23 protein-coding genes and 1 pseudogene are annotated in these 22861 nt (G+C 68.5%); 11 read left to right on the top strand and 13 right to left on the bottom strand.

Annotation, left to right across the window (positions count from 1 at the left end):
• Nucleotides 1-3 precede the first annotated feature (3 nt).
• The 3 genes from BM198_RS25565 to BM198_RS25555 all read right to left on the bottom strand — a co-directional run bounded on the left by BM198_RS25565 (nucleotide 4) and on the right by BM198_RS25555 (nucleotide 3030).
• Complete coding sequence (locus tag BM198_RS25565; protein ID WP_074973484.1) at nucleotides 4-939, bottom strand: MerR family transcriptional regulator; 936 nt, start codon at nucleotides 937-939, stop codon at nucleotides 4-6.
• A 2-nt stretch (nucleotides 940-941) separates the two neighbouring features.
• Entirely contained in the window at nucleotides 942-1904 is a 963-nt protein-coding gene (locus BM198_RS25560; protein WP_044404505.1) for a YbgA family protein, read from the bottom strand.
• 142 nt (nucleotides 1905-2046) lie between these two features.
• Nucleotides 2047-3030: an NAD(P)/FAD-dependent oxidoreductase gene (locus tag BM198_RS25555; RefSeq protein ID WP_074973481.1), complete on the bottom strand. Its 984-nt coding sequence runs from the start codon at nucleotides 3028-3030 to the stop codon at nucleotides 2047-2049.
• A 194-nt stretch (nucleotides 3031-3224) separates the two neighbouring features.
• Here BM198_RS25555 and BM198_RS25550 point away from each other — a divergent pair, with 194 nt between their 5' ends.
• From BM198_RS25550 to BM198_RS25540, 3 genes are all read left to right on the top strand, one after another.
• Nucleotides 3225-4139 (top strand): TIGR01777 family oxidoreductase, encoded by a 915-nt coding sequence (locus tag BM198_RS25550; RefSeq protein ID WP_044407450.1) that lies wholly within the window; start codon nucleotides 3225-3227, stop codon nucleotides 4137-4139.
• Nucleotides 4136-5161: a ferrochelatase gene (gene hemH / locus BM198_RS25545; RefSeq protein ID WP_044407447.1), complete on the top strand. Its 1026-nt coding sequence runs from the start codon at nucleotides 4136-4138 to the stop codon at nucleotides 5159-5161. Before BM198_RS25550 ends, hemH begins: the two co-directional genes overlap by 4 nt.
• A 126-nt stretch (nucleotides 5162-5287) precedes the next feature.
• On the top strand, nucleotides 5288-6646 hold the full coding sequence (locus BM198_RS25540) for a spinster family MFS transporter (protein ID WP_074973479.1): 1359 nt from the start codon (nucleotides 5288-5290) through the stop codon (nucleotides 6644-6646).
• A gap of 122 nt (nucleotides 6647-6768) precedes the next feature.
• Here BM198_RS25540 and BM198_RS25535 read toward each other — a convergent pair whose 3' ends face one another.
• Both BM198_RS25535 and upp read right to left on the bottom strand, forming a co-directional pair.
• Nucleotides 6769-8046, bottom strand: coding sequence for a uracil-xanthine permease family protein (locus BM198_RS25535; RefSeq protein ID WP_044407442.1), 1278 nt, complete (start codon nucleotides 8044-8046; stop codon nucleotides 6769-6771).
• A 3-nt stretch (nucleotides 8047-8049) separates the two neighbouring features.
• Nucleotides 8050-8688 carry a uracil phosphoribosyltransferase gene (gene upp, locus BM198_RS25530; RefSeq protein WP_074973477.1) on the bottom strand — a complete coding sequence of 213 codons (639 nt, stop codon included), beginning with the start codon at nucleotides 8686-8688 and terminating at the stop codon, nucleotides 8050-8052.
• Nucleotides 8689-8944: 256 nt separating this feature from the next.
• Here upp and BM198_RS25525 point away from each other — a divergent pair, with 256 nt between their 5' ends.
• Together BM198_RS25525 and BM198_RS25520 are read left to right on the top strand one after the other, a co-directional pair.
• On the top strand, nucleotides 8945-9502 hold the full coding sequence (locus BM198_RS25525) for a hypoxanthine-guanine phosphoribosyltransferase (RefSeq protein WP_044407436.1): 558 nt from the start codon (nucleotides 8945-8947) through the stop codon (nucleotides 9500-9502).
• 5 nt (nucleotides 9503-9507) lie between these two features.
• Nucleotides 9508-9663: pseudogene (locus BM198_RS25520) on the top strand (WbuC family cupin fold metalloprotein); the annotation flags it as partial.
• Between the two features lie 61 nt (nucleotides 9664-9724).
• Here the strand turns inward: BM198_RS25520 and dauA are convergent.
• Nucleotides 9725-11446, bottom strand: a complete 1722-nt coding sequence (gene dauA / locus BM198_RS25515; protein WP_074973475.1) for a C4-dicarboxylic acid transporter DauA — start codon at nucleotides 11444-11446, stop codon at nucleotides 9725-9727.
• A gap of 124 nt (nucleotides 11447-11570) precedes the next feature.
• Here dauA and BM198_RS25510 point away from each other — a divergent pair, with 124 nt between their 5' ends.
• The 3 genes from BM198_RS25510 (at nucleotide 11571) to BM198_RS25500 (ending at nucleotide 13845) form a co-directional block, all read left to right on the top strand.
• Nucleotides 11571-12086 (top strand): hypothetical protein, encoded by a 516-nt coding sequence (locus BM198_RS25510; protein WP_044407430.1) that lies wholly within the window; start codon nucleotides 11571-11573, stop codon nucleotides 12084-12086.
• Nucleotides 12087-12147: 61 nt separating this feature from the next.
• The gene (locus BM198_RS25505) at nucleotides 12148-12435 is read left to right on the top strand and encodes a PA4642 family protein (protein ID WP_074973473.1); all 288 of its coding nucleotides are present in this window, start codon (nucleotides 12148-12150) and stop codon (nucleotides 12433-12435) included.
• 111 nt (nucleotides 12436-12546) lie between these two features.
• Nucleotides 12547-13845, top strand: a complete 1299-nt coding sequence (locus BM198_RS25500; protein WP_074973471.1) for a WD40 repeat domain-containing protein — start codon at nucleotides 12547-12549, stop codon at nucleotides 13843-13845.
• Nucleotides 13846-13923: 78 nt separating this feature from the next.
• Here BM198_RS25500 and mqo read toward each other — a convergent pair whose 3' ends face one another.
• Nucleotides 13924-15444, bottom strand: coding sequence for a malate dehydrogenase (quinone) (gene mqo / locus BM198_RS25495; RefSeq protein WP_074973469.1), 1521 nt, complete (start codon nucleotides 15442-15444; stop codon nucleotides 13924-13926).
• A gap of 342 nt (nucleotides 15445-15786) precedes the next feature.
• On the bottom strand, nucleotides 15787-16020 hold the full coding sequence (locus tag BM198_RS25490) for a hypothetical protein (protein ID WP_074973466.1): 234 nt from the start codon (nucleotides 16018-16020) through the stop codon (nucleotides 15787-15789).
• 173 nt (nucleotides 16021-16193) lie between these two features.
• Between BM198_RS25490 and BM198_RS25485 the strand changes: the two genes are divergently transcribed.
• Complete coding sequence (locus BM198_RS25485) at nucleotides 16194-16778, top strand: YajG family lipoprotein (protein WP_044407415.1); 585 nt, start codon at nucleotides 16194-16196, stop codon at nucleotides 16776-16778.
• A 58-nt stretch (nucleotides 16779-16836) separates the two neighbouring features.
• Here BM198_RS25485 and BM198_RS25480 read toward each other — a convergent pair whose 3' ends face one another.
• Genes BM198_RS25480 through BM198_RS25470 form a run of 3 tightly spaced genes read right to left on the bottom strand, consistent with a single transcriptional unit; the run spans nucleotide 16837 to nucleotide 17906 of the window.
• Nucleotides 16837-17451 (bottom strand): SOS response-associated peptidase, encoded by a 615-nt coding sequence (locus BM198_RS25480; protein ID WP_074973465.1) that lies wholly within the window; start codon nucleotides 17449-17451, stop codon nucleotides 16837-16839.
• Nucleotides 17452-17463: 12 nt separating this feature from the next.
• Nucleotides 17464-17724, bottom strand: coding sequence for a putative signal transducing protein (locus BM198_RS25475; protein WP_074973463.1), 261 nt, complete (start codon nucleotides 17722-17724; stop codon nucleotides 17464-17466).
• Entirely contained in the window at nucleotides 17724-17906 is a 183-nt protein-coding gene (locus BM198_RS25470) for a CPXCG motif-containing cysteine-rich protein (protein WP_074973461.1), read from the bottom strand. The genes BM198_RS25475 and BM198_RS25470 overlap by 1 nt, the downstream gene beginning before the upstream one ends.
• A gap of 106 nt (nucleotides 17907-18012) precedes the next feature.
• Between BM198_RS25470 and BM198_RS25465 the strand changes: the two genes are divergently transcribed.
• On the top strand, nucleotides 18013-19176 hold the full coding sequence (locus tag BM198_RS25465) for a 1-acyl-sn-glycerol-3-phosphate acyltransferase (RefSeq protein ID WP_044407403.1): 1164 nt from the start codon (nucleotides 18013-18015) through the stop codon (nucleotides 19174-19176).
• 69 nt (nucleotides 19177-19245) lie between these two features.
• Here BM198_RS25465 and BM198_RS25460 read toward each other — a convergent pair whose 3' ends face one another.
• Nucleotides 19246-19530 (bottom strand): hypothetical protein, encoded by a 285-nt coding sequence (locus BM198_RS25460; RefSeq protein WP_069562258.1) that lies wholly within the window; start codon nucleotides 19528-19530, stop codon nucleotides 19246-19248.
• 178 nt (nucleotides 19531-19708) lie between these two features.
• The gene (locus BM198_RS25455) at nucleotides 19709-21838 is read right to left on the bottom strand and encodes a methyl-accepting chemotaxis protein (RefSeq protein ID WP_074973458.1); all 2130 of its coding nucleotides are present in this window, start codon (nucleotides 21836-21838) and stop codon (nucleotides 19709-19711) included.
• A gap of 176 nt (nucleotides 21839-22014) precedes the next feature.
• Here BM198_RS25455 and BM198_RS25450 point away from each other — a divergent pair, with 176 nt between their 5' ends.
• Entirely contained in the window at nucleotides 22015-22830 is an 816-nt protein-coding gene (locus BM198_RS25450) for a M48 family metallopeptidase (RefSeq protein WP_074973456.1), read from the top strand.
• The last annotated feature ends 31 nt before the right edge of the window (nucleotides 22831-22861 follow it).

Below are 22861 nucleotides of genomic sequence, written 5' to 3'. Positions count from 1 at the left end.
ACCTCAGGAGCCGGCCAGCAGGCCGAGCCCGTACAGGGTGTTCAGGGCCGCGACCGGGTCGTCGGCCAGGTGGATGTCGGGATGGTCGTGTTCCAGCGGTGCCAGCGCTTCGCGGTGGATGCGCACGGCGGCGCCGCTGAGCAGCACCGGGCAGGCGTGGCCCATCAGCAGGCGCGGCAGCTGCCCGTTCAACGCGTGGTCGGCGTGGAAGGCCAGGGCGCGGGGCTCCATGCGGGCCAGGGCCAGGGGCAGCTCGGCCACCGGCACCGGCCACTCCAGCACCTCCACCGGGCAGCCGGTGTTGCTCGCCAGCCAGGCGGTGAGCCAGAGGCCGGGGTTCATCGGCTGCTCGCAGGGGTTGATCAGCAGCAGCGGCGCGCCGCTGTTCTGGCGGTTGTTGTGGTGGATGCGGGTGCCCAGCTTGCTGCGCAGCCAGGCATTGAAGAAGACCCGCTCCAGCCGTGCGCCGTACTGGTCGCGCCAGCGGCTTTCCAGCTGGGTGAGCAGGGGCAGCAGCAGCTGCTGGCACAGGGTGTGGGGCGGGTAGAGCGACAGGGCGGCATTGAAGCGCTCGTCCAGGCGCCGGTCGGCGAGGGCGTCGATGGCTTCCAGCAGCTTGGCGCGCTGTTCGTCCCACTGGGAGGTGATGTCGATGTCCGGGCTCTGGCCGCCGCGCAGCAGCGCCTTGACCTGGCTGACCGGCACGCCGCGGTCCAGCCAGGCGAGCACGGCGCGGATGCGCGCCAGGTGCCCGGCGTCGTAGAGGCGGTGGCCCTTGGCGGTGCGGTGGGGCAGCACCAGGCCGTAGCGCCGTTCCCAGGCGCGCAGGGTCACGGCGTTGACGCCGGTGAGCCGCGATACGTCGCGAATCGGCAGCAGGCCGCGTTCCAGGGCTGCCTGGCACTCGGCGTCGAGGGGGATGTCGTCCTGTTCGTCCATGGTCAGATGGCGTTGCGCAGGCTGAGGTCTTCGGGATGCGGTTGCAGGTAGGCCTGCTGCGCGATGTAGGGGTGCGGGTGGCGGGCGAAGTGGTGCTTGAGCAGGGTCATGGGCACCACCAGCGGCACGATGCCGGCTCGGTACTTGTCGATCAGGGCCTGCATTTCGGCCTTCTCCTCGCGGGACAGGGCGTCCTTCAGGTAACCCGACAGGTGCTGCAGGACGTTGCTGTGGGTGCCCCGGGTGGCGCAGCGGCTGAGGCCCTTCATCAGCTCGCTGAAGTAGCGCGGCGCCAGTTCCTCGGGGTGGTGTTCGCCGATGCCGCCGAGCATCCGCCCCAGGGCGCGGTAGCGCGCGGGGTCGCTGGCCATCAGCTGGTACTTGTAGCGGGCGTGGAATTCGAGGATGCCGCGCCGGGTCAGCCCCTCGGCCTGCAGGGCGCGCCATTCGGCGTGGGCGTAGACGCGGGTGAGGAAGTTCTCCCGCAGCACCGGGTCGCACAGGCGGCCTTCTTCCTCCACCGGCAGGTCAGGGCGGGCGGCGCAGAAGGTCTCGGCGAACAGACCGCGCCCGCCGCCTTCGGCGGGGTAGCCGTTGTCCTGGTAGACCTTGACCCGGTAGAGGCCGCAGGAGGGCGACTTCTGCATGAAGATGAAGCCGTCCAGGTCGTCCAGGCGCTCGGCGGTCTGCCGGCCGTAGTCGCGCAGGGCATCGCTGACGTCACGCTCGTCGCGGCTGCCCACGGCGCGCGGGGCGGCGGGGTCGCCTACCAGGCGCAGGGTCGGGCGCGGCGTGCCGAGGCCGATGCCGACCTCCGGGCAGACGCGGACGAATTCCAGGTGGCGGGCGAGGAACTGGCTGCACAGGCGGGATTCCTTGTGCCCGCCATTGAAGCGGACTTCCTCGCCCATCAGGCAGGCGCTGATGCCGATCTTGGGGGGCTGGGCGGTGGGGGCGCTGGACATGCGGTGCCTCGGATGAACTTGTACAGGTTCTGTGGTTTGTACAACCTGTGTTCATCATAGGCGTGCCGTTGTACAAATCAATAGCCTTGTACAACTTTCCCGGCGACCTGTCCGGGGTCGCCGGTGGGACGGTGCGCGACCGTCAGAGGTGTTCGAGCAGGCGGCGGGCGGCGTCCTGCCCGCTCAGCCAGGCGCCTTCCACGCGGCCGGAGCTGCACCAGTCGCCGCAGGCGTAGAGCCCCAGGTCGGCATCGGCCAGGGCGCCCCATTCGTGGGCCTGGGCCGGGCGCGCATAGAGCCAGCGATGGGCCAGGGTGAAGGCCGGCGGCGGCACGGCGCAGCCGATCAGCTCGGCGAAGGCGCCGTAGAGCTGCTCGATCACCGCTTCCTTGGGCAGGTCCAGGTGCTGGCGGCTCCAGGCGCTGGTGGCGTGCAGCACCCAGGTGTCCTGGCTGTTGTCGCGACCCGGCTTGGTGCGGTTGCGCGCCACCCAGTCGAGCCCGCTGCCTTGCACGAAGCAGCCTTCGACGGGCGTCTCCAGCGGCTTCTCGAAGGCCAGGGCCACGGCCCAGGTGGGCTCCATGGCGACGCTGGCGGCGACCCCGGCGAGCTTGGGGGCGGCGGCCAGCAGGGTGGTGGCCTGGGGCGCGGGGGTGGCGATGATGACGTGGCTGAAGGGGCCGTGGCTCTGGCCCTCGGCGTCCAGCAGGCTCCAGTGCTGCTCGCCCCGGAACACCTCGGTGATGCGGCAGCTGAAGTTCACCGGCAGCGCGCCCATCAGGGCCCGGGTGATGGCGCTCATGCGTGGGGTGCCGACCCAGCGCACCTGCTCGTCCGGGGAGGGCGCGAGGGTGCCGTTGCGGAAGTTGTAGAGGGTGGGCGTCCATTCGGCGACCCAGCCGCGTTCGCGCCATTGCTGGACGACTTCGTTGAAGCGGCGGTCGCGGGCGGTGAAGTACTGCGCGCCCAGGTCCAGGGAGCCGGCGTCGCTGCGCTTGCTGGCCATGCGTCCGCCACTGCCGCGGCTCTTGTCGAAGAGCTGCACGGCATGCCCGGCGGCGCTCAGCGCCTGGGCGGCGGAGAGGCCCGCGAGGCCGGTCCCGATGATTGCGATGGGTGTGTTCATGGTCTACCTCGATACCTTTGTGCGTGACTGCAGGTCGGGCTGACAAACCTGTACAGATTGCTTGAATTGTACAGGGATGATCGGTTCCAATCGCGATGCCTTCAAGGGGTGTGACCGTGATGGAGCCAACCTGTGCCCCGTCATGATTCAGACTAGGGCGATATTTCCAGTTGGTGCCATGCGAGGAGGATGCCATGCACATATTGCTGACCGGCGGTACTGGGCTTATTGGAAGCGCCCTGTGCCGGCGCTGGGTTGCCGAAGGCCACCAACTGACGGTCTTGAGCCGTCGGCCCCAGGATGTACCGCGCCTGTGCACCGCTTCGGTGCGTGGCATCGCCCGGCTGGAAGACTACGGGGACGGCCCGCTGGACGCGGTGGTGAACCTTGCCGGCCAACCCGTTGCCGACCGCCCCTGGACTCGTGCCCGCAAGGCCAGCCTGCTGGCCAGCCGCGTGGCGCTGACCGAGCGCCTGGTGGCCTGGCTGGGTACCCGCAGCCAGCGCCCGGCGCTGCTGCTCAACGGCTCGGCGGTGGGCTGGTACGGCGACGGCGGTGAGCGTGAGCTGCGCGAGGACGCCCCGCCCGGACAAGGCGATTTCGCCAGCGAGCTGTGCCAGGCCTGGGAAGACGCCGCCCGTGACGCCGAAGCCCTGGGCATCCGCGTGGTGCTGCTGCGCATCGGCCTGGTGATGTCGCCCCGTGGCGGCTTTTTGTCGCGCCTGCTGCCGCAGTTCCGCTTCGGCCTCGGCGGCACCATGGGCAGCGGACGCCAGTGGTGGCCGTGGATTCATCTGGAAGATCAAATCGCCGCGATGGATTTTCTTTTGCGGCTGGACGGCGCGAGCGGTCCCTATAATGCGTGCGCGCCGCAGCCGGCCCGCAACGCCGACTTCGCCCGCAGCCTGGGCCGTGCCCTCGGGCGGCCGGTCTGGCTGCCGACGCCGGCCGCGGTGCTGCGGCTTCTGCTGGGGGAAATGTCGATCCTGATGATCGGCGGCCAGCGGGCCCTGCCCAGCCGATTGCTGGAGGCCGGCTTCACCTTTCGTTTCAACGACCTCGACCGGGCGCTGGCTGACCTGGTCGGGCCCAAGAAGGATGTTCCATGACCGATCACGCGCTGCTGCTGGTGAACCTGGGTTCGCCGTCGTCCACCTCGGTGGAGGACGTGCGCCGCTACCTCAACCAGTTCCTCATGGACCCCTACGTCATCGACCTGCCCTGGCCGCTGCGCCGCCTGCTGGTGTCGCTGATCCTGATCAAGCGGCCGGCGCAGTCGGCCCATGCCTACGCCTCCATCTGGTGGCCCGAGGGCTCGCCACTGGTGACCCTCAGCCGCCGCCTGCAAGAGGCCACCCGGCCGTTCTGGCCCCACGGGCCGGTGGCCCTGGCGATGCGCTACGGCGAGCCCTCCATCGAGAACACCCTGCAGGAGCTGGTGCGCCAGGGCGTGAAGCGCGTGACGCTGGCGCCGCTGTACCCGCAGTTCGCCGACAGCACCACCACCACCGTCGAGCAGGAGACGCGCCGGGTCATCGCGGCCCATGGCCTCAAGCTCCAGGTGCAGGTGCTCGACCCCTTCTATGACCAGCCCGAGTACCTCGACGCCCTGGTGGCCAGTGCCCGCCCGCACCTGGAGCAGGGTTTCGACCACCTGCTGATGAGCTACCACGGGCTGCCCGAGCGTCACCTGCACAAGGCCGACACCAGCGGCAGCCACTGCCTGAAGGGCGCGGACTGCTGCCAGCGCGCCGAGGGCCAGGTGCTCGCCCGCTGCTACCGCGCCCAGTGCTACCGCACCAGCGAAGGCTTCGCCGCGCGCATGGGGCTGCAGCCGGGGCAGTGGTCGGTGTCCTTCCAGTCGCGCCTGGGTCGCGCCAAGTGGATCGAGCCCTACACCGAAAGCCGCCTCGACGAACTGGCGGCCCAGGGGGTGAAGAAACTGCTGGTGATGTGCCCGGCCTTTGTCGCCGACTGCATCGAGACCCTGGAAGAGATCGGCGACCGTGGGCGCGAGCAGTTCATCGCCGCCGGCGGCGAGGACCTGGTGCTGGTGCCCTGCATGAACGACCACCCGCAATGGGCCCAGGCCCTGGCCAGTCTTTCCGGCAAGGCCCAGCGCCTGCTCTGAGCATCAGCCCGGGGGCAGCCCGGGCATTCGCCTGGCCTATAAGGCCGCTGCCTCATCCCGCCTGCACCTAAGCTGGGCGCTCCTTCCACCCGTCGTGCGCCGCACCGGCGGCGCCGAGGAGAGCCCATGCAGAACAACAACAACGGCTATCCCTCGGGCCTGCGAGCCTGGACCACCGTCGCCATCCTGATGGTGGCGTACGTGCTGTCGTTCATCGACCGGCAGATCCTCAACCTGCTGGTGGGCCCCATCCGCCGCGACCTGGTCATCAGCGACACCCAGATGAGCCTGCTCATGGGGCTGTCCTTCGCGCTGTTCTACACCGTGTGCGGCATCCCCCTCGGGCGCCTGGCCGATACCCGCAGCCGACGCGGGCTGATCGCCATCGGCGTGCTGTTCTGGAGCGCCGCCACCGCCGCCTGCGGGCTGGCCAAGCTCTACTGGCAGTTCCTCGTCTGCCGCATCGGCGTGGGCGTCGGCGAGGCAGCCCTGTCGCCGGCGGCCTATTCGCTGATCGCCGACAGCTTCCCCCGGGAGCGCCGTGCCACCGCCATCAGCGTCTATTCCATGGGGGTGTACCTGGGTTCTGGGCTGGCGTTCCTGGTGGGCGGGCTGGTGATCAAGTTCGCCTCGGCCCAGGGCGACGTGCACCTGCCGCTGCTGGGGGACGTGCGGCCCTGGCAGCTGATCTTCCTCATCCTCGGCGCCGCCGGGGTGCTGTTCACCTTGTTGATGCTGGCGGTGCGCGAGCCCGAGCGGCGGGGCGTCGGCTCCGGCGTCGCGGTGCCGTTGTCGGAAGTCGGCCGCTACCTGCGCAGCAACCGCCGCACGGTGCTGTGCCACAACCTCGGCTTCGCCGGGTTGTCCTTCGCCGGCTACGGCAGCGCGGCCTGGATTCCCACCTACTACATCCGCACCCACGGCTGGGATGCCGGGCACGTCGGCGTCGTCTACGGCTCCCTGGTGGCGGTGTTCGGCTGCCTGGGCGTGGTGTTCGGCGGGCGCCTGGCGGACTGGATGGCCAAGCGCGGCCGCAGCGACGCCAACATGCGCGTCGGCCTGCTCGCCGCCCTGGGGGCGCTGCCGCTGGTGATCCTGTTCCCGCTCCTCGACGATGCCGCCTGGGTGACCGTGGTGATGGCGCCGACGGTGTTCTGCCTGAGCATGCCCTTCGGCGTGGCGCCGGCCGCGATCCAGGAGATCATGCCCAACACCATGCGCGGCCAGGCTTCGGCCATCTACCTGTTCGTCATCACCCTCATCGGTCTCGGGCTCGGCCCCACGGCGGTGGCGTTGGTCACCGACTTCATCTTCGCCGATGACCTGGCCCTGCGCTGGTCGCTGCTGATCGTCACCACCCTGGCGGTGGGCAGCTCCGTGGTGTTGCTGTGGATGGGCCTCAAGCCGTATCGGGAGAGTGTCGAGCGGCTGAAGCAATGGGTGGCGCCCAGCGTGATGCCGGCGGTGAAGCTGGCGGATGCCTGATCCGGGGAGGGGGGAATGGTGAGCTGAAGCCCACCCTGCGCGTTGTCGGTTGGCCCGTGTGGTGTTGCACGAGCCCCCAATAAAGAGCCCCGCGATGGCGGGGCTCTTTATTGGGGCAGGACTCAGATGTCCGGTGTGTCGTCCGCAGCCTTGTGCTTCCAGGTCTGGTGACCGGGCAGGATCAGGTTGAGGGCGATGGCGACGATGGCGCAGAGGGCGATGCCCTTGAGGCCGAAGTCGTCCTGGCCGGTACCGGTGCCCACCAGCATGCCGCCGATGCCGAACACCAGGGTGACGGAGACGATCACCAGGTTGCGCGCCTCGGCCAGGTCCACCTGGTGGCGGATCATGGTGTTCAGGCCCACGGCGGCGATAGAGCCGAACAGCAGGCAGAGGATGCCGCCCATGACCGGCACCGGGATGCTCTGCAGGATGGCGCCGAACTTGCCGATGAAGGCCAGGCCGATGGCGAACACCGCCGCCCAGGTCATGATCTTCGGGTTGTAGTTCTTGGTCAGCATCACCGCGCCGGTCACTTCCGCGTAGGTGGTGTTGGGCGGGCCGCCGAACAGGCCGGCGGCCGAGGTGGCCAGGCCGTCGCCCAGCAGGGTGCGGTGCAGGCCCGGGGTCTTCAGGTAGTTCTTGCCGGTCACGCTGCCCACGGCGATGACGCCGCCGATGTGCTCGATCGCCGGGGCCAGGGCCACCGGGACGATGAACAGGATGGCCTGCCAGTTGAACTCGGGGGCGACGAAGTTGGGCAGCTCCAGCCAGGGCGCCGCCGCGATCTTGGCGGTGTCCACCACGCCGAACCAGAAGGACAGGACGAAGCCCACCAGCACGCCGGCGATGATCGGCACCAGGCGGAAGATGCCCTTGCCGAAGACCGCGACGATCAGCGTGGTGAGCAGGGCCGGCATGGAGATCCACATGGCGGTGCCGTAGGGGATCAGCTGGGTGCCGTCACCGCCCTTGCCCATGGCCATGTTGGCGGCGATGGGGGCCATGGCCAGGCCGATGGAGATCACCACCGGGCCGATCACCACCGGCGGCAGCAGGCGGTCGATGAAACCGGTGCCTTTGATCTTCACCGCCAGGCCCAGGAAGGTGTAGACGAAACCCGCCGCCACCACGCCGCCCATGGTCGCGGCCAGGCCGAACTGGCCCTTGGCGAGGATGATGGGGGTGATGAAGGCGAAGCTCGATGCCAGGAACACCGGCACCTGGCGCCCGGTCACCAGCTGGAACAGCAGGGTGCCCATGCCGGCGGTGAACAGTGCGACGTTCGGGTCCAGGCCGGTGATCAGCGGCATCAGCACCAGGGCGCCGAAGGCCACGAAGAGCATCTGCGCGCCGGACAGCACCTGGCGCCAGAGCGGATCGTTGTAGTCGTCGCTCATGGATCAGGTGTCCTTCTGCTTGGTGCCGAAGATCTTGTCACCGGCATCGCCCAGGCCCGGGATGATGTAGCCATGTTCGTTGAGCTTCTGGTCGATGGAGGCGGTGTAGATCATCACGTCCGGGTGGGCGTCGTTGACCACCTTGATGCCCTCCGGCGCGGCCACCAGCACCATCGCGCGGATTTCCCGGCAGCCGGCACGCTTGAGCAGGTCGATGGTGGCGACCATGGAGCCGCCGGTGGCCAGCATCGGGTCGATGATCAGCGCCAGGCGCTCGTTGATCTCCGGCGCCAGCTTCTCCAGGTAGGTGTGGGCTTCGAGGGTTTCCTCGTTGCGCGCCACGCCCACGGCGCTGACCTTGGCCCCCGGCACCAGGCTGAGCACGCCGTCCAGCATGCCGATGCCGGCGCGCAGGATGGGCACCACGGTGATCTTCTTGCCGGCGATCTTCTCCACCTGCACCGGGCCGGCCCAGCCCTGGATCTCGTAGTTCTCCAGGGGCAGGTCGTTGGTGGCTTCGTAGGTGAGCAGGGCGCCGATTTCCTGGGCCAGTTCGCGGAAGTTCTTGGTGCTGATGTCGGCGCGGCGCATGAGGCCGATCTTGTGGCGGATCAGCGGGTGGCGGATCTCTCGAATGGGCATGTGGAATCACTCCGGCGGGCTGGCAAAAAAATCGCGATAGATTAAAGCATTGCCCGTGCCATGTCGTGAGATGACTCATGGGTCACAGGGCCGCGGGCTTCCTCTGCGGGCGCGCTTGGCGCACCATCGCTCACTCGTCCGGCAGGGCTTGCCGGGAGGAGGGCGGATGGGTAACGTTGCGCCCTTTTTTTATTGACGCCCCGGACAGCTTCCGTCGGAAGCGGGGCCCGACCAGCCGACCTGAGGAACCCTCGCCATGCCCGTCGATCTCGCCCACATCCGCCAGGTAATGGCCGAAGCCGATTGCCTGTTCACCGATGCCCAAGTCGAGGCCGCCATCGACCAGGTCGCCGCCGCGATCAACGTCGACCTGGCCGAACGCAACCCGGTGGTGTTCTGCGTGATGAACGGCGGCCTGATCTTCGCCGGCAAGCTGCTCCCCAAGCTGGCCTTCCCCCTGGAGCTGTCCTACCTGCACGCCACCCGCTACCGCAATGAAACCAGCGGCGGCGAGCTGTTCTGGAAGGCCAAGCCGGAAATCTCCTTCATCGACCGCGACGTGCTGATCATCGACGACATCCTCGACGAGGGGCACACCCTCGCCGCCATCATCGACTTCTGCAAACACGCCGGTGCCGCACGCGTGCACACCGCCGTGCTGATGGACAAGACCCACGACCGCAAGGCCCGCCCGGACCTGAAGGCCGACTACAAGGGCCTGGACTGCGAAGACCGCTACATCTTCGGCTACGGCATGGACTACAAGGGCTACTGGCGCAACGCCGCCGGCATCTTCGCCGTCAAGGGCATGTGACCCCCGTGGCCGCGCGCTTCCTCGACCAGGCGCTGTTCGATGGCCTGGCCGCAGGCGCCGCGGCCAGCCCGCGCCTGCGCCAGCACCACAACCTGCACGCCATGGAGGAGCCCTGCCACCGCCTGGCGGTGGGCCTCCAGCCCGGCACCTACATCGCCCCTTGGGAAGGGGAACCGGGTGTCACGGACTACCTGGCCTGGATGCGCGCGCAGTTCCCCTGACTCACCCCGCCGGCTCACCCACCCAGCGCAGCGCCTTGGCCCGCGCCTGTTCCAGGGTCTGCACATAGGCCAGGCGGCCCTCCTCGCGGCGGATGCCGGCGCGGCGCAGCTTGAGGCGCACGCGCGGCGTGGTGCCCACCAGCACCAGGCCGATGCCCTGCCGGCGGTAGTCCTCCAGCAGGCTTTCGAGGGCCGCCAGGGCCGTCATGTCCAGCAGCGGCACGGCGCTGATCTCCACCACCACCACACGTACCTGCGGGTTGAGCATGCGCAGCACGCTCAGCGCCTTGTCGGCTGCGCCGAAGAACAGCGGGCCGCTGATCACGTAGGGCACCACGCTGGCCGGCAGTTCTCCCAGCGCGCGCTGGGCATGGCCGGGCATGGGCTGGGTGTCGGTCAGCTCGCTCATGCGCTTGATGAACAGGCCCGCCGCCAGCAGCAGACCGACGCCCACCGCCAGCACCATGTCGAACAGCACCGTCAGCACCAGGCACACCAGCAGCACCACCACGTCGTTGCGCGGGGCGATGCGCAGGGTGTGCAGCACATGGCGTGCCTCGCTCATGTTCCACGCCACCATCACCAGCAGCGCGGCCAGGGCCGCCATCGGCAGGTAGCTGAACAGCGGGGCGAGCAGCAGCATGGCGGTCAGCACCACCCCGGCATGGATGATGGCCGCCAGGGGCGAAAAGGCCCCGGCGCGGACGTTGGCCGCCGTGCGGGCGATGGCGGCGGTGGCGGTGATGCCGCCGAACAGCGGCGCCACCAGGTTGCCCAGGCCCTGGCCGACCAGCTCGGCGTTGGGGTCGTGGCGGGTGCCGGCCATGCCGTCGGCCACCACCGCGCAGAGCAGGGATTCGATGGCGCCGAGCATGGCGATGGCGAAGGCCGGCGCGAGCAGCTGGCGGATCAGCTCGAAGGACAGCCGCAGCGGCTGGCCATCGGCGCCGGGCAGGTTCCACGGCCAGGCGAAGTCCGGCAGGAAGGGCGGGATGCCGGGGTGGCTCACGCCGTCCAGGGTGTAGCTGAAGCGCTCGCCCAGGGTCGCCACCGGCAGGCCGAGGGCCTCCAGCAGCAGGCCCAGCAGGGCGCCCACCGCCAGGGCCACCAGGTGGCCCGGCACCTTGGGCACGAAGCGCGGCCAGACCAGCAGCACCGCCAGGCACACCATCGCCACCAGGGTGTCGCCCAGGTGCGCGCCGGGCAGTGCCAGGGCCAGCAGCTCCACCTGCTCCAGGTAGTGCTGCGGCGTGTGCGGCAGGCTCAGGCCGAACAGGTCCTTCACCTGCAGGGTGGCGATGACGATGCCGATGCCGGCGGTGAAGCCGAGGATCACCGGGTAGGGGATGAACTGGATCAGCCGCCCGAGTCGGCCCAGGCCCATGGCCAGGAGGATCAGCCCGGCCATCAGCGTGCACAGCAGCAGGCCGCCGAGACCGTACTGCTGGGTGATCGGCAGCAGGATCACCACGAAGGCGGCGGTGGGGCCGGAGATGTTGAAGCGCGAGCCGCCGGTGAGGGCGATCAGCGGCGCCGCCACCAGCACGGTGTAGAGCCCGTGCTGCGGCGCCACGCCCACGGCGATGGCCAGCGCCATGGCCAGGGGGATGGCGATGATGCCGACGGTGACCCCGGCGCCGAGGTCGCCCCGCAGGCTCTTCCACGAATAGCCCGCACGCAGGGTCTGGCGCAGGGCGGCGAACAGCGGCACGTTGGGCGTCATGGCGGCTCCTTGGCTGAAGGCCGGATTATAGGGCGGTCACCACTGAGCGGTGTTGATCGGGCGGCTTGCGTCAGGGAAGCGACAGCCCCTAGAGTGCCCGGCTTGACCCAGCCGGGAGTTGCCGATGTCTCGCCGTACCCGCTTTGCCTGTGCCCTGCTGCTGCTGACCAGCCTGCCGCTGGCCGCCGCGCCGGCTCCGACCGCTCCCGCCGCCCCGCCCCACGCCGCCTTCCTGCCACCCGACGATGCCGGGTTGCGCAGCGAACAGCCGGACCAGCAGGTGCTGCTGCAGGTGGTGGACTTCAGCGTCACCCTCGGCAACCAGCGCCAGTCCAGCCAGCAGCCGATCCCGATCACCACGCCGACCCTGGTCAAGCTGCGCGCCAAACCGGTGAGCAAGGCGGCCAGGGCCGGTGACCTGAGCACGGTGCTGATCCACTTCGAGGCGGACGGCAAGAGCCTGAAGAAGGCCGCCTACGACGCCGAGTCGCGCACCCTCACGTTGAACTACCCGCTGTCCCAGTACCGCCCGGTGCTCGACCTGCTGCGCAACGGCGGGCCGATCTACTGCCAGTTCCTCAGCTACCCCAACGGCCACGTGTGGGCCGACCTGCACCTGGGGCCGGTGCGGGTGCGTTGAGCCCCGGCCCGGCCCGGGGGTACACTGCCGGCCCCCAACGTGCGGCCAGAGAGAGCGAACGATGCGCAAAGACAAGAAGCAGGTGATTGGCGAAGAGATGAGCGACGACGCGATCAAGCTGTTCCTCGACTTCGAGCCCGCCGACGGCACCCCGTCCTCCCTGCACAAGCTGGTCAAGGCCTACCGTGGCCTGCGCATCGACGACTTCGAGCGCTTCCTCGGCTTCTTCCGTGAAGCGGGCCTGGACCTCGATGCCCGTGACGCCCAGGGCCAGGATTTCATCGCGCTGATCCGCGACCAGCGCCAGGCCGAGCCCTACATCGAAGCCGTCCAGGCGGCCCGTGGCTGACGCGCTACGACCTGTCCACCGGAAACCCGCCCTCGTGCGGGTTTCTGCATATATGGGCCGCGGAAAAACCGTGACCCAGCACACGAACCCCCGAACCGAATGGAGTGAACCATGACCAGGGACGACGCCCAGCGCCAGTGGCAGCAACAGACCCTCGCCTACGCCCAGGCGATCAACGCCTATGTGGAGCGCGGCCAGCGCGACGGCTGGGACAACGCCGGCAAGGAGCCCAGCGCCGAGGGGCGCGAGGCGCTGGTGCCGCACCTGCTGGACGCGTTGCGCGACGCCAACCGCAATGGGCAGGTGGAGGCACTGCGCGACGCCTGGCCGCCGGCCCACGAGCCGCTGTTCGGGCACGTCAACGAGGAAGGGCAGTGCATCGCCCAGCTGGCGCTGTTGGACGACGGTTCGGTGCTCGCCCGCGTCGGTGCCACCTGGGAAGCCGGCCGGGTGGTGCGCATCCACGCCGACCGGGTGGAGGAGCTGCCGGGGCTGGAGTACTTCGGTGCCTGCCCGAACCGCCGGTTCTACGCCACCGCCGATGCCGCCGGCGTGGTGGTGCGTGAGGGCTGGGAGGGCCCCGAGATGCTGCGCTGTGCCTGGCCCCTTGGCACCGAGAACGCCCCGGAGGGCGTGGCGCTGCAGCCCATCGAGGGCTTCCCCCGGCCGACGCGCCTGCAGCCGTTCCCGGATGGCCGGCGCGTGTTGCTGGTCAGTGCCGACGGCATCTTCGTGCTGGCGGCCGACGGCGCTCGGCGGCTGTACCCGGACAACGCCATGCTGCTGGAGTCCGCCGAGCCTGACGAGCCCCAGGGCACCGGCTTGTCCATGGAGCATGGCGCGGTGTCGGCGGATGGCCGCTGGATCGCCTTCGGTGCGCAGGACGGGCGCCACCAGTTGTTCGACGGCGAGCTGAACCCCGTCGCCCAGATCGGCCCCCACGGCGAGTACCCGCATTTCGCGCTGTTCAGCGGCGATGGCCGCAGCGTGGCCTTCAATGCCTGCCACTTCTACAACGGCGGCACCATCGCCGTGGACCTGGCGCGCGCGCCGGGCCTGGATTCCGACTACTACGAGGACGTCGAGGGCGTGACCCTGATCGAACCGGGCGCGCGGGTGTATGCCGGGGTGTCCATGGGCGACCGCTTCGTCCTCGGCGATGCCTATGGCTACCTGCGCTGCGTGGACGCGGCGGGCAATGCGGTGTGGCAGCACTACCTGGGCTCGACCCTGAGCGCCATGGACCTGTCCGCCGACGGCCGCACCCTGGTGGTGGCCAGCTACGCGGGGGTGGTGTCGATCATCGACCTGGAAGCCGGGCGCCCGGCGTGGCAGATCGGCACCGGCAATCACCGGGAGCGGCGGCGGTGGCTGTTCTGGAAGAGTGAGGAGCGCCCGCTGGCCTGGTAAGCAGCGGTCGTAACGGAGAGTCGGCATGGCCATAAAAAAAACCGCCCATGAAGGGCGGTTTTTTCTTTGGCACCCGGCTCAGCCGGCGGAAGCGGTGGCTTCCGGTGCCTGGGCGTCGATCAGGCCGAGGCGGGCGTCGGACTGGCGGCTGATCTGCCGGTACAGTTCGGCGTCGTCCTGCAGCGCCTTTTCACGGGCCGGGAAGATCTCCTTCAGCTTGCTGCTCCACTCGGCAGAGCGGGCCTGTTCGCCGAAGCAGCGCTCGATCAGGTTGAGCATGATCGACACGGTGACCGAAGCACCCGGGGAAGCGCCCAGCAGGGCGGCGATGCTGCCGTCCTCGGCCGAGACCAGCTCGGTGCCGAACTGCAGGATGCCGCCTTTCTTGGCGTCCTTCTTGATGATCTGCACGCGCTGGCCGGCGATCTCCAGGCGCCAGTCCGCCGGATCCAGGTCCGGGTAGAACTTGCGCAGGGCGTCCAGGCGCTGCTCCTGGGACTGCATCACTTCCTTGATCAGGTAGCGGGTCAGGTCCATGTTGTCGCGGGCCACGGCCAGCATCGGGCCGAGGTTGCCGGGACGTACCGAGAGCGGCAGGTCGAGGAAGGAACCGTGCTTGAGGAACTTGGTGGTGAAGCCGGCGTAGGGCCCGAACAGCAGGGATTTCTTGCCATCCACCACGCGGGTGTCCAGGTGCGGCACGGACATCGGCGGGGCGCCCACTTCGGCCTGGCTGTAGACCTTGGCCTGGTGGCGCTTGACCACCTCGGGGTTGTCGCAGCGCAGCCACTGGCCGCTGACCGGGAAGCCGCCGAAGCCCTTGCCTTCCGGAATGCCGGACATCTGCAGCAGCGGCAGGGCGCCACCGCCGGCTCCGAGGAAGACGAAGCGTGCGGACACCTCACGGGTGCTGCCGTTCTGGGTGTTGCGGATGCTGACCGACCAGCCGCTGTCGGTGCGCTTCAGGCCGGTGACCTTCTGGAAGTAGCTGACCGCAGTACCCGGGAGGGTGGTCAGGTAGGCCAGCAGCTTGTTGGTCAGGGCGCCGAAGTTCACGTCGGTGCCGTTCTCGGCACGGGTCGCGGCCACGGCTTCGTTGGCCGGGCGGGCCTGCATCATCAGCGGCATCCACTTGGCCAGGGTCTCGCGCTCTTCGGAATACTCCATGTGCGAGAAGGCGTGGTGCTGGCTGATCACCTCGAAGCGCTTGCGCAGGAACGGGATGTCCTTGCCGCGCACGAAGGACAGGTGCGGAACCGGGTTGATGAAGTCACGGGCGCTGCCGAAGGCCGGCTTCCCGCTCATGTAGGCCCAGAACTGCTTGGACACTTCGAACTGGGTGTTGATGAGCACCGCTTTCTTGATGTCGATGGAGCCGTCGGCTGCCTGGGGGGTGTAGTTCAGTTCGCACAGCCCGGCATGGCCGGTACCGGCGTTGTTCCACGGGTTGGAGCTCTCCACGGCACCGGATTCGCGGAGTTCCGCGATTTCCAGCTTGATGCCCGGATCGAGTTCCTTCAGCAGTGTCGCCAGGGTGGCGCTCATGATGCCGGCCCCGACCAGCAACACGTCCACTGCTTCGTTCTCGTTTTGCGCCATTGCTCGCCACTCTCTCGTGAAGTAGTGAAAAACCGTCATCTCACGCTCTTTTGGAGACGTGAACCTCAAAAGAATCGCCTGCCTGGAGGCAGGCCGCTTCCATCGCGCGATGACACGCTACGTCCATGCAAAAGCGTTTGCATATCGGGCGGAAACAGCAGCAGGCCAGTAGTTGGCAGCGCGAATAGTGGGCGGCTCTCTGTGGGGCTGTGTGAAGTGCCGGCGCGAGGCGCGGCGGGTGTTGCGGGGCCCGATCAGGAGTCGACCTTATAATCGGGGGGCGATTGTAGCGGAGAAAGCGGGCGTGTTGAGCGTTTCCCGTGACTTTTATTCATCCATCGGTCAGGCCGCCAACGCGCGGGGCCTGCGGGCGTCCCGAGTGGCCTGGGAGAGGCGTGCACGCACCGGCAGGGGCTGGCCGATCCAGGACGGGGAGGGCTCGTCCACCTCGACCCAGTGACCGCGTACCGGGGCCTGGGTGGCCTGGTGCAGGCCGCGGCAGATACCGGCCTCGTCCAGCAGGGCGAAGTGGCGGGGTTTGGCGCGGGGGGCCAGCAGGGACCAGAGTGACATCATCGTCGGGCTCTCCTTGGGTTCGGCACCGTTATCCCACTTGGGCGTGACAGGGTCATGACAGGAACCGCGCGGCCCCGGGCGCTGTCAGAACGCCATCGGCGTGTGCTCTGTCGGCGGGCCCGCCGGCTCGCTTATACTGCCGGCCTTTCGTTTCCGAACCTGGAGAATCAAGCATGCTGAACCGCGCGTTGCTCGGCCTGCTGGCCGCCCTCAGCCTGACCCTGGTCGGCTGTGCCCTCAGCCCGCAACAACTCAGCCCGCAACCCAAGCTCACCGGCCCGCTGACTCCGGTCGGCCAGGGCCAGCCGGTGGTGGTGCGGGTCGCCGATGGTCGTCCTTCCCCGGTGCTGGGCACCCGTGGCGGCCTGTACGCCGACACCAGCAACGTGACCGTGCAGGGCCAGGACATCCTGCCGCGCCTGCAGGCCGAAGCCGAGGCCGCCGTGCGTCTGCTGGGCTTCACCCCGTCGCCCAACGCCTACAACGCTCCCCAGCTGACCCTGACCCTGGCCGAGCTGAAGTACCAGTCGCCCAAGGAAGGCATGTACGTGACCGAGGCGGACATCAGCGCCACCTTCCGCGTCGACGTGCAGAACGCCACCCGTCGCTACAGCGGCCGCTACGGTGCTTCGCTGAACCAGCGCTTCGGCACCGCGCCGAACCAGGAGACCAACACCAAGCTGGTGAGCAATGTCCTGAGCGATGCGCTGACCCGCGCCTTCAAGGACCCGACCATCGGCCAGCTGCTCCTGCAGTAAGCCTGTCGATGACGAGAAGCCCGGCCTTGAGCCGGGTTTTTTGTGCCTGCGGTTCGCCCTAGGCCGGGGTCAGGCACTCGGGACCATCCAGCTTCGGGTCGTTGACCAGGGTGGCCAGGGCACGTTCGCGCAGGGGCGGGGTGGGGCCGTCGAGCAGGGCGTGGATTGTTTCCTGCGGGGTGTTGGCGTCCAGCCAGGTGCGTTGGCCGTCGGCGTCCAGCACCAGGGGGCGGCGCAGGTCGGCGGCCGGGCGGGTGATCAGGGCCAGGCTGAGGTACTCGGTGTCACCGACCGGGAAAGGCTCCCAGAGTGCGGCGAAATGCAGCAGGGAGGTCTCGCCGCTGACCCAATAGGGCCGCTTGCGCACCCCGCGCCATTCATAGAAGCCGTTGGCCGGTACCAGGCAGCGGCGGCGGCGCAGGGCGTCGCGGAACATCGGCTGTTCGGCCACCGTCTCGGCCCGGGCGTGGGCGGGGGTGCGCGACAGGTCGGTCAGCCAGGCCGGGGTCAGGCCCCAGCGGGCCAGGTCCAGCCGCTGGATGCCGTCCTGCTGGCGTAGCATCAGCACCTGCATGTTCGGCGCGAGGTTCCAGTGCGGGCGCTGGTCGGCGGGGAAGCCGGGCAGGGCGGCGAAGTCGGGGGACCAGCGGAACAGGGCGAAACGTCCGGACATGGGCTTCTCGGTTCAGCACAACAGGGTGCCGGGGCAGCCTTCCGGCTCGTCCCCGGGCACGGGCGAGGCGGCATTGTACGTGGCGATCAGGCACCGTGCCTGTTCGGCATCCGCCTCGTCCACCATCAGCCCCAGCAGCCCGGCACCGGGCAGTTCGCCAACGCCGCCGAGCAGGTGGGCACCGGCCAGGTGGGCGGTGATGCCCTCGCTGGCGAGCATGCCCAGCAGCAGCTGGGCCTCGATCAGGTCGTGGGGCTCGTAGATGCGCTGCATCACTCGTCCTCCCGGCGTACGTCCAGGCTCCAGTCGAGCCCGTCGGTGCGCAGGTCGAAGACGATGGGCCGGCAGCACACTGGACAGTCCTCGATGTACTGCTGGTCGCCGCCGGACAGGTCGAGCAGGGTGTCCACCGCTTCGCCGCAATATGGGCAGTCGTACGCTTGTGTCTCCAGCATGTCGCCATATTCCCCTGTGACTTGAAGGTATAATCGCCGGTCTACTTCTGGCCCCGGATTGCGGGGCACATCCTTATCCACAGCCGCAGCAGAACAAGAGAACACGATGGGCGAATTCGAAGCCATCCGACCCTATGACGACGCCGAGGTGCCCGCGGTTCTGGCACGCCTGTTCGCCGACCCGGCCTTCATCGGGACGCTCACCCGCTACCGCTTCCCCCGGCTGGCGGGTCCGCTGGGCTGGCTGCTGAGGCCTGTTATAGCCCATCGGCTGCGCCGTGAGTTCCAGGGCATCGAGTCCGTGCATGCGCTGCAGGACAAGATCGAGCCCTACGTGGACACCACCATCGAGCGTGCCACCGACGGCGTCACCTACTCCGGGGTGGACCGGCTCAAGCCCGGCGGGGCCTACCTGTTCGTCGCCAACCACCGCGACATCGTGATGGACCCGGCCTTCGTCAACTACGCGGTCTACCACGCCGGCATCCCCACGCCGCGCATCGCCATCGGCGACAACCTGCTGCAGAAGCCCTTCGTCAGCGACCTGATGCGCCTGAACAAGAGCTTCATCGTGCACCGCAACCTGGCCGGGCGCCGCGAGAAGCTGGCGGCCTACCAGTTGCTGTCCGCCTACATCAACCATTCGATCCGCGAGGACGGCCAGTCGATCTGGATCGCCCAGGCGGAGGGCCGCGCCAAGGACGGGGATGACCGCACCGATTCGGCGATCCTCAAGATGTTCCACATGAGCCGCAAGGACGAGGCGTTCGCCGACGTGGTCCGCGACCTGCACATCGTCCCGGTGTCCATCAGCTACGAATACGACCCCTGCGACCAGGCCAAGGCCCGCGAGCTGTACATCCGCGCCACCACCGGCGGCTACGAGAAGGCGCCGGGCGAGGATGACGCGAGCATCGCCCTCGGCATCACCGGCTACAAGGGCCGGGTGCACGTGGCCTTCGGTGGCGAGATCGTCGACGAGGCGGTGGATGCCAAGCAGCTGGCGGCGGAGATGGACCGGCGCATCCTCACCGGCTACCGCCTTTTCCCGGTGCACTACCTGGCCTACGCGATGTGGGAGGGGCGTGACGAGGCACTGGCCGTGCCGGCGCTGGAAAGCCTGTTCGGGGCCGAGGAGATTGCCCGTGCGCGGGCCGAGTGGCAGCGCCGCCTGAACGCCTGCCCCGAGGCGCATCGCCCGTGGCTGGTGCTGCAGTACGCCAACCCGGTGCGCAACCAGTACCGCACCCAGGCGGGCCTGCCGCTCTGAGGGCGAACAGGCCACAGCAAAACGGCGACCCTCGGGTCGCCGTTTTTCATTCTGCAGCGGGCTACGCGGTCAGAGCTGGGTGCTGGCCCAGGACACGCCGAGGGCCACGGCCAGGGTGAAGCTGCCGAAGGCGTAGAAGAAGCGGTTGATCTTCTGGCTGCGTTCGTCGACCGGGGCGTCCTGCTCCAGTTCTTCCAGATCGCTCTCCACCACCAGGCGGGCCGAGGCGCGTTGCTCGCGCAGCCGGGTGGCCATGAGCAGCCAGCTGCCGATGACGGCGAAGAACAGGGCCAGGCCGTTGACCGCCTGGTGCGGGTGGGCCTGGTAGAGGGACCAGAGTGCCTGCAGGGACATCATCAACTCCGCGGCAGGCACAGCCTGCGACTACGACCAGCGGGCCCGGGGCGGGCCACGAAAACGGCGGCGAGTCTAACGGAGGGGCGGGGCGGGGACGGGGCGTTTCCGACGAAGTGCCGGGCCGTTCATCTTCCGGAGACCTCCCCGGCCCTGTGGGCCGGGGAGGTGACGTGGGTCAGACCTTGAACTGGTTGATCAGCCGGCGCTGCTGCTCGGCCAGCTTGGTCAGCTCGGCGCTGGCGGCGGAGGCTTCGTCGGCGCCGCCGGCCACCTCGTTGGCCACCTGGCCGATGTTGGTGACGTTGCGGTTGATGTCCTCGGCCACGGCGCTCTGCTCCTCGGCGGCGCTGGCGATCTGGGTGTTCATGTCGTTGATCACCGACACCGCCTGGGTGATGGACTCCAGCGCCTGGGCCGCCTCGCTGGCGGACTGCACGCTGGTGTCGGTCTTGGTCTGGCTGTCCTGCATGACCCGCACCACGTCGCGCGTCCCCTGCTGGAGCTGCTGGATCATGGTCTGAATTTCCTCGGTGGCCTGCTGGGTCTTCTGCGCCAGGTTGCGCACCTCGTCGGCCACCACGGCGAAGCCGCGGCCCTGCTCGCCGGCACGGGCGGCCTCGATGGCGGCGTTGAGGGCCAGCAGGTTGGTCTGCTCGGCGATGCCGCGGATGGCCACCAGGATGGCGTTGATGTTCTCGCTGTCCTTGGCCAGGTTCTGCACCACGCCCACGGCGCGGGCGATCTCCTCGGCCAGGGCGCTGATGGCGCCGGTGGTGCTCTGGACGATGCGCTTGCCGTCGTTGGCGGCCTGGTCGGCGTTGTTGGCCGCCTCGGCGGCCAGGGTGGCGTTGCGCGCCACGTCCTGGGCGGTGGCGGTCATCTCGTGGACGGCGGTGGCCACCAGTTCGATCTCGGCCAGCTGCTTCTGCACGCCCTGGTTGGTGCGGATGGCGATGTCGGCGGTGTGCTCGGAGGAGTCGCTGACCTTCTGCACCGAGGTCACCACCTGGCTGATCATCGCCTGCAGCTTGGCGAGGAAGGTGTTGAAGCCGTTGGCGATGGCACCCAGTTCGTCGGCGCGGTCGGAATGCAGGCGGCGGGTGAGGTCGCCCTCGCCCTTGGCGATGTCGTCGAGCATGGCCACCATCTGCCGCAGCGGGCTGGCGATGCCGTAGCCGACGAACCAGATGATCACCAGGCCCAGGGCGGCGATCAGCAGGCCCACCAGGCTCATGCCGAGGATGTCGCTGTCGCGCTGGGCAGTGAGGTCGCCTTCGAGCTTTTGCAGGTCGGCCATCACCGTTTCCAGCGGCAGGTTGAGGCTGAGCATCCAGCGCGAATCGGTGCCGGCGACCTTGAACGGCACCAGCAGGAAGATGCGGCCGTTCTCGCGGTCGATCTCGTAGGCCGGCTGGTCACCGCTGAGGTTGCGCAGGTTGTCGGCGATCACGCTGCCCAGCACCTGGTCGGCCGGCTCGCCCAGCTTGGCGGCGTTGGCGGTGTAGGCCACCAGGCGCTTGTTGTTGGCCAGCAGGGCCAGCTCGCCGGCACCGTTGTAGAGCTTCTTGTTGGCCTCGACCAGCAGTTGCTGGATGAAGTCCAGGGACAGGTCCGCACCCACTGCGCCCTTGAACTGGCCGTTGACCAGGATCGGCGCGTTGAAGCTGGAGAGCATCACCATCTTGCCGGCGAACTCGTAGGGGGCCGGGTCCACCACGCAGGGCTTGAGGGTTTCGCGCGGGCACAGGTAGTACTGGCCCTCGCGCACGCCGGTGGGCAGGAGCTTCTCGCTTTCCAGGGTGGCGCCCAGCGGTTCGACCTTGAGGGCGTTGCCGTCGCGGTAGAACCAGGGCATGAAGCGGCCGGCCTCGTCGTGGCCGGGGGTGCCGATGTTGTCGGCGTCGTTGCCGAAGGCGTTGGGTTGCCAGCCGACATAGAGGTCGATCAGCTTGGGATTGTTCGACAGCAGGTGGCGCAGCAGGTTGAGCAGCTCCTTGCGGGAGGCACTGAGCGCCGGGCTGCCGTCCTCGGCGGTCTGCCCCAGCAGGGCGTTGGTCTGGGCGACGGTGGCGGCGATGCTCATGGGCGCGGCCAGCTCGCGCTGGATGTCCGAGACCTGGGCGGCGGCCAGCGACTGCAGGCGGTCGGCGATGGCCTGCTCCAGCAGGGTTTCGGTCCGGGACTGCACCAGCTCCTGGGTCCGGGCGCCGGCGAAGAGGGCGTAGAGCACCAGGGCGACTACCACGGCGAGCACGCTGGCACCGGCCAGGGTGGCTACCGAAAACTGGATCGATCTGAATTTCATGGGAACTCCGTTCGCGTCTTTATTCAGCCAGCGCTGGGTTTATCGGCCGGACCGGGCGGGAGCATGAGCCCGTTGTCACAACAAAAGATAGTCACCTGGCCACTAGTCCGCTTCCTGGTTGCCTGGTATCGGTCCGGTCCTTACAGTACCGCGCAGTTCAAGCAGGAGAATGACAAGTGGCCAAGCCCCTTTTCCTCGGCAGCCTCGCGCTGTCCGTCCTTCTGGCAGGATGCCAGGCCGTGAATACCACCAGCGGCGGCGCCGTCGGTGTCGAGCGCAAGCAGTACATGTTCAGCATGCTGTCCGAGCAGCAGGTGAACCAGATGTACGCCCAGTCCTATCAGGAGACCCTGAACGAGGCCTCCCAGGCCGGCGTGCTGGACAAGAGCAGCGCCAACGCCAAGCGCGTCTCGGCCATTGCCAAGCGGCTGATCGGACAGGTGTCCGTGTTCCGTCCCGACGCGGCCCAATGGGCCTGGGACGCCAACGTGATCGACAGCGACGAGCTGAACGCCAACTGCGGCCCGGGCGGCAAGATCATCGTCTACAGCGGGCTGATCGATCAGCTCAAACTCACCGACGACGAGCTGGCAGCGGTGATGGGCCACGAGATCGCCCACGCCCTACGCGAGCACGGTCGTGAAGCCATGTCCAAGGCCTATCCCTTACAGATGGGGACCCAGCTGGGTTCGCTGCTGGGGGTGAGCAACGAAAACCTGCAACTGGCCAACGTCGGCGTGAAATACCTGATGACGCTGCCCAACAGCCGCGCCAACGAGAACGAGGCCGACCTGATCGGCCTCGAGCTGTCTGCCCGCGCCGGCTACAACCCCAACGCGACCATCAGCCTGTGGCAGAAGATGAGCAAGGCCAGCGAAGGGGCTCCGCCGGAGTTCATGAGCACCCACCCCTCGTCCAGCTCGCGGATCGCTTCCCTGCAGGCGGCGATTCCGAAGGTCATGCCCTTCTACAAGCAGGCCAAGGGCGGCTGACCGCTCCATCGATACCGCCGGCTCGTCGAGC

It is taken from the genome of Metapseudomonas otitidis, assembly GCF_900111835.1.
GTDB lineage: Bacteria > Pseudomonadota > Gammaproteobacteria > Pseudomonadales > Pseudomonadaceae > Metapseudomonas > Metapseudomonas otitidis.
The sequence above is the reverse complement of the archived record's forward strand: the minus strand, read 5'-3'. Positions and strand labels throughout refer to the sequence as shown.